Raw genomic sequence first — 6087 nt, 5'->3', positions numbered from 1 at the left:
GCTCCGCCTCCACGGCGCTCACGCCTGCGCTGAAGCCCTCGAGGAAGCCCTCCGCCCGCTCCGTGTGCGGATAGCGGGCGGTCAGCGCTCTGAAGGCCGCCGAGTGGTTGGGCTGCCGCAGGTGCGCGAGCTCGTGGACGAGCACGGAGTCCAGCACCCAGTCCGGCACGAAGCGCAGGCGCGCGGAGACGCGGATCGTCCGGCTCGAACTCGTCGTCGAGGCGAAGCGGGACCGCTGGTTGCCCACCCAGCGCACCCCGGCGGGAGCGATCCCGTCGTCGAAGTAGCGCGCATTCAGCTCCTCCGCCCGGCGCAGGAGCTCTTCGTCGCTGCGCGGGGGCGCCTGCGACTTCCGCTCCGCACGCGCGATGAGCTCGCCGACGCGATGCGCGTTCCGCTCCGGGTCGAACCGCTGCGGCACGGCCAGCAGCCAGTTCTCCCCCTCCCGGCTCACGGCGATCGTCTTCCTGCGCCGGGCGGAGCGGCGGACGCGGATCCGCCCGTCTGCCAGCGCCGTGCGCACCTGAGTGGAGTCCATGGGCACTGACGGTACCGTGCCGCGCGGACACGGCGCTCGCACTGAGCCGAGCCTCGGACGGCTCCGGCTGGCGGAATGAGACGAAGATTTCCTCACGCAAATCTGTGGGCGGGAACCTTCCACAGCGAGATCCCCGTATCGGCGCGGTCGGGACCTGCCGCCGGCGGGCTCGGTCCACACCTCCGTCCACATGCGGACCCAGGTCGTCAACACCTTATCCACAGCCCGGAAGCCGCAACTGTGAATACCCGCATTGACGCGGTGACCGGAGGCTTCTAGGTTAGTGACTCGTACCCCTGGAAAACCCGGGTTCGTGGGCTAGGGGAAGGCCCACGAGCACCGCGCGCGGCTGGGGGACACACGACCGGAAGACGTGGTCGGCAGCGCATCCGCCTCGAGCGGAAGCCAGGCTGCACGTCTTCCGGCCGTTTGTGTATCCTCAGGTTGTCCACACCCTCCCGCACGCCCTTCCGCGGCTCCCCCCGCCGCCGGTAGCCTGGTGCTCCGCGCACAGGAGGCAGGGCGATGCTGCAGTTCCGGAGAAGCGTGCCGCTGGTGAGGAGGAACGGGGCCGCCGTCCAGTTCGGGGTGGACGAGCCCGTCCTGCTCGACGGGCTCACCGAGGACGATCTGGCTCTGCTCGACGTCCTCTGCCGAGGCTGCAGCGAGGCGGACCTCTTCGCGGCCGGCTCGCTCGGCGGCGGTGACGACGCACGAACCGCCTCCCTGCTGGGGCTGCTGCGCGAGGCCGATCTCCTCGAACCGGAGAGCCCGGCAGGGCACAGCGGCATGCCCCGCGGGTTCGCCGAATCCTATTCCGCGCTCCACGGGCTCGAGGCCTCCGCCGTCGCCGGACGCATCGCCGCCGTGCCGGTCCACGTGCTGGGCAGCGACCGGGAGACGCAGCTGCGCACGCTCACCGCGGCCGGCTTCTCCGCCACGGCGCACGAGACCGCCGCAGCAGCAGTCCGCGCCGGCGGCCGCGACGCGCTCACGGTGCTCATGAACCGCCACACCCACGACATCGCGCAGGCGTCTGCCCTCTTCGCCGAGGACGCTCCGCACCTGTCCGTGCGGATCGGCGACCGGCGCGCAGAGATCGTACCGGTGCTCCCCGGCACGGGACCGTGCGCGGTGTGCGCGGTGCTCTCGGACCGGGACGGCGACCCCGACTGGTTCGAGGCCTGGACGCAGCTGTCCAGGCGATCCGGGCAGGCACTCGTGGATCCGCTGCTGCTCGAGGCCGCCTGCCTCGAGACCGCCCGCCTGCTGCGCGGCATGCGCGTGCACGGCACCGGGTTCGGGGAGATCGTCACCGTGGACGGCCGCGAGGGCGCGGTCTCACGGCGGCCGGGGCGGTTCCACCCCGAGTGCGACTGCCGCATCCCACTCAGCCCGAGCGGTGCGCCCGCACCAGCTCCAGCAGCTCTGCACCGTACTGCTCCAGCTTGAGCGGCCCGATCCCGTTCACCCGGCCCAGTTCGTCGAGACCCTCCGGTCGCTTCTCCGCGATCTCACGCACAGTGGGCATCGAGAGCACGAGGAAGACCGGCAGGCGGCTCTCCTCCGCCTTCGCGGAGCGCCAGTGGATCACCGCCTCGAGCACCGCGTCGTCGACCTCCGCCGGGCATTCGGCGCAGCGGCCGCGGTTCCTCTCCGCCCGCGTGGTAAGCAGCCGGGCGCACACGCGGCACTTCACCGGCGCAGGGGCGGGACTGCGCGGCCCCGCCGGCGCCGCCGCGGTCGTCCGCCGTTCCGCCTGGATCTCCGAGACGAACCGGGAGGGCCTCCGTCCGCTCCCGCCGCGACGGCCCTTCGACCAGCTCAGGGAAAGAGCGGTGCGCGCACGGGTCACCGCCACGTAGAAGAGCCTGCGCTCCTCGTCGATGTCGTCCGCGGTCTCCGCGTACCCGATGGGCATGAGCCCCTCCGAGACCCCCACGAGGTGCACGCTCTCCCACTCCAGGCCCTTGGCGGCGTGGACAGAGGCGAGCGTGACGCCGTCGACGGTGGGGGCGAACTGGTGCTCCGCACGATCGTCGAGCTCAGCGATGAACGCCGTCAGGGGCACCGGCAGGGCGGACTTCTCCTGGGTGTCCTGTGCCAGATTCACGAGTGCCGTGAGCGATTCCCAGCGCTCGCGCACCGCTCCCTGGGCGCCGGGCGCCGCAGGGGTCCAGCCGATGGAGGAGAGGATCGCCCGCACCTGCGCATCGAGCGGGTCCGTGCCGCCCCGTCCCGAGGCCGCGCGCATGATCGCGATCGCCTCCTTGACCTCACGCCGCGCGAAGAAGCGCTCCCCTCCGCGCAGCACGTACGGCACGCCGCGCGCGCTCAGCGCCTCCTCGAACAGGCGGCTCTGCGAGTTGGTCCGGAACAGCACGGCGATGTCGCCCGCCCGGCGTCCGCCGCCGATCTCCGCCGCGATGCGGGCGGCCACCGCCTCCGCCTCGGCCGCATCGTCCGCGTACTCGGTGAAGGCGGGCGCGGGACCGGTGCGGTCCGTGCCGCGCAGCCGGATGGGCGAGCGTGCGGTGCGGGCGAGCACCGCATTGGCGACCCCGATGATCGGCTCCGCGGAGCGGTAGTTGCGGACCAGCCGGATCTCCTGCGCCTCGGGGAAGTCGACGGGGAGACGGCGCAGGTACCGGTCGGAGGCTCCCGCGAACGTGTAGATGGTCTGTGCGGGATCCCCCACCACGCACAGCGAGTCCCGGCGGCCCAGCCAGCGCATGAGCAGGTCGTACTGCAGGGGCGAGACGTCCTGGAACTCGTCGACGACGAAGTGCCGGTACTGGCCGTGGACCTCCGCGGCGATGTCCTCGCGGCTTCCGAGCACGCCGGTGAGCACGAGCAGCACGTCCTCGAAGTCGAGGACCCGCCGCTCCGTCTTGATCTCCCCGTAGCGCTCCAGCACCCGCACCATGGCGTCCGGATCGACGCCCTCCGGGAGGCTCCGGCGCTGCGCGCGCTCCGCGTACTCCTCCGCGCCCAGCAGGGACACCGCCGCGTACTCGATCTCCGCGGCGACGTCGCGGACGGTCTCACGCTCCGGGGAGATGCCCACGGACTGCACGGCGCGGGACACCAGGGGCGCCTTCTGCGCGATGAGCTCCGGGAACGGGCCCTCCGCGAACTGGGGCCAGAAGTACCGCAGCTGCCGCAGCGCCGCGGAGTGGAACGTGCGCGCCTGGACGGTGCCCGCTCCCAGGGCGCGCAGACGGGAGCGCATCTCCCCCGCCGCTTTGGTGGTGAAGGTGAGGGCGAGGACGTGGCGAGGGTCCAGCGCGCCCGTGGCGGCCCCGTAGGCGATCCGGTGCGTCATCGCGCGGGTCTTGCCCGTGCCCGCTCCCGCCAGCACCACGAGCGGCCCCCGCAGATGCTCTGCGACCAGCCGCTGTTCCGGGTCCAGCCCCTCCAGCAGTGGGTGCGTGCCCGTCATCCCTGTGCGGACCAGCCGGTGGTCTCCGGGTCCAGGCTGCCCGCCCAGGCCGCGATGATCTGCCCGGCGATGGAGACGGAGTCCGGCACCGCCACCGTGCCCTCGGCCAGTGCGGAGACGAGCTCCTCACGGGTGAACCAGCGCAGCTGGGTGATCTCGTCCTCGTCGGAGACGACCTCCAGCGTGTCCGCCTCCGCGGTGAACCCCAGCATGAGGGAGGCCGGGAACGGCCACGGCTGGGAGCCCACGTAGCGGGGGCTGTGCACGCGCAGCCCGGCCTCCTCCTCGACCTCCCGGACGACGGCGGACTCGAGCGTCTCCCCCGGCTCCACGAAGCCGGCGAGGAGGGAGAAGCGGTCACGGGGCCACATCGCGTTGGAGCCCAGGAGCAGTCGTTCGGTCCCGTCCTCGGAGGTGTGCACGACGGCCATGATGACCGCCGGATCCGTCCGGGGGAAGTGCTCCGTGCCCGCCTCCGGATCCTCCCTCACCCAGCCCGCGAGCACGGGCCGGGTGGGTGCGCCGGTGCGCGGGGAGTGGGTGTGCGTGGCGTGCCAGTTGCCCACGGCGACGAGGGAGGTCGCCAGCGCCACGTCCCGGTCGTCGAGCCGGGTGCCGAGCTCGCGCAGTCCGATCCACACCGGCCGGGTGGAATGGAGGCCGCCCACCGGATCCGTGAGGAGGTCCTCGGGGTCCCGCGTCTCCTCCTGCGCGAGGCGGGCGTCCACGGCCGCACGGCCCTCGTCCGTGAGAGAGGCGCCGATGAAGTGGGTGCCCGCCTCGTCCATGCCCAGGTAGAGGAGCAGGGAGTCCTCCGGCACGCTGTCGCGGTCGACGAGGTGGAGGCCGCCCCGGGCCACCAGCAGTCCGCCGCGATGGGCGAGCACGCCGCGCGCACGTCCGGACCGCCAGAGCGCATCCGTGCCCTCGGCCCGGTGGAGATGGGACCGGTCCACAGCGGTCCGGGAGAGGCTGGCTGGGGGCAGGAGCGGGAGTTCCTTCATGGGGCTCAGCCTATCGAAGGGCGCGGACACGTCCCGGTGATCGTCACGCTGCCGGTCGCCCGGCGGGATCCGCGGGCCCACCCGGGGACACGCCCCGGTCAGCGCCGCACCGCGGACGGCACAGCAGGTAGTTTGGGGGCGTGGACACTACCGGACTGAGGATCGCCGCCGTCGCCGCCTCGATGCTCGACGGCTTCTCCCCGCACGCCTGGACGGATCTGCCCCCCGCGGACGCCAGGCGCGTGCTCCTGACCGACGGGGACCGCACGCTGATCGCAGCGGTCTGGCCGCCGGAGGCCGAGGCCGGCGCCTCGGCGGAGAAGGTGGCGGCCGCCGTGCTCGCTCCGCTCCTGTCCGAGGCGCCCTTCGCGCTCCCGACGGTCCTCGCCTCCCGCAGCGTGCCCGGCTCGCTCCTAGGGACGGAGGCCAGCCAGACGCTCATGCTCGCGGAGCCCATGCCCGGCCTGCCCCTGTCCACGGACATGTTCACGGACCGCCCGGAGCTCGTCGAGTCCCTCGCGGAGGCGCTCGCGCTCATCCACAGCGCGGATCCGGGCCCGCTGGCGGACGCGGGGCTGGTCGTCGAGGAGTCCGCGGAGATGCGCGAGAGGCTGCTCGCCGATCTGGACACGGCCGCGGAGAGCGGCCGTGTCCCCGTCGCACTGCTCCAGCGGTGGGAGCAGGCCCTCGAGGACGTCTCCGCCTGGCGCTTCCTCCCGGTGCCCGTCCACGCGAACCTGGGCCCGGACGCGCTGTGGGCCGAGGACGGCAGGATCACCGGCATCAGCGGCCTGGGCCGCCTCCGGGTGGGGGATCCCGCCGCGGATCTCGCCGCGATCTCCTCGCTCCTCACCCCGGAGGACTTCGAGAGCTTCTTCCGCGCCTACCGGCGCATCCGCGGCGGAGACGACCCGGGACTGCGGACACGGGTGGGCTTCCATTCGGAGATCACCGTCCTCGAATGGCTGCTCGCAGCCCTCGCCGCCCAGGACTCCGCCGCCGTGGACGACGCCGTCGCCCTCCTCGAGGCGCTCGCGGAGATCACGGTGCCGGAGGAGGCAGACGACGATGCAGCTGCGGCCTCGACCGCCGAGGAGCCGGCG

General features: G+C 73.0%; 5 protein-coding genes. 2 read left to right on the top strand and 3 right to left on the bottom strand.

Annotation, left to right across the window (positions count from 1 at the left end; translation table 11 throughout):
• Window positions 1–538 (bottom strand): M48 family metallopeptidase (locus Q0A33_RS12400; RefSeq protein WP_291797130.1); only part of this gene is annotated, 538 nt, incomplete at its 3' end.
• 525 nt (window positions 539–1063) lie between these two features.
• On the opposite strand from Q0A33_RS12400, the gene Q0A33_RS12395 reads away from it, so the two are divergent.
• Window positions 1064–1990 (top strand): hypothetical protein, encoded by a 927-nt coding sequence (locus Q0A33_RS12395; RefSeq protein ID WP_291797128.1) that lies wholly within the window; start codon window positions 1064–1066, stop codon window positions 1988–1990.
• Here Q0A33_RS12395 and Q0A33_RS12390 read toward each other — a convergent pair.
• Entirely contained in the window at window positions 1929–3980 is a 2052-nt protein-coding gene (locus Q0A33_RS12390) for an ATP-dependent DNA helicase UvrD2 (protein WP_291797125.1), read from the bottom strand. The genes Q0A33_RS12395 and Q0A33_RS12390 overlap by 62 nt on opposite strands.
• Window positions 3977–4984, bottom strand: a complete 1008-nt coding sequence (nudC, locus tag Q0A33_RS12385; protein WP_291797121.1) for an NAD(+) diphosphatase — start codon at window positions 4982–4984, stop codon at window positions 3977–3979. Before nudC ends, Q0A33_RS12390 begins: the two co-directional genes overlap by 4 nt.
• 140 nt (window positions 4985–5124) lie before the next feature.
• Between nudC and Q0A33_RS12380 the strand changes: the two genes are divergently transcribed.
• The coding region (locus Q0A33_RS12380; RefSeq protein ID WP_291797118.1) for a phosphotransferase at window positions 5125–6087 on the top strand (963 nt) is incomplete at its 3' end.

Source organism: Brevibacterium sp. (assembly GCF_022712115.1).
Taxonomy (GTDB): Bacteria; Actinomycetota; Actinomycetes; order Actinomycetales; family Brevibacteriaceae; genus Brevibacterium; species Brevibacterium salitolerans.
This window is presented reverse-complemented; position numbering and strand designations above follow the sequence as displayed.

Excerpts from the sequence above, each read along its gene's own strand:
- Q0A33_RS12395 (WP_291797128.1), top strand. The coding sequence starts at position 1,064 with ATGCTGCAGTTCCGGAGAAGCGTGCCGCTGGTGAGGAGGAACGGGGCC.
- Q0A33_RS12390 (WP_291797125.1), bottom strand. The coding sequence starts at position 3,980 with ATGACGGGCACGCACCCACTGCTGGAGGGGCTGGACCCGGAACAGCGG.
- nudC (WP_291797121.1), bottom strand. The coding sequence starts at position 4,984 with ATGAAGGAACTCCCGCTCCTGCCCCCAGCCAGCCTCTCCCGGACCGCT.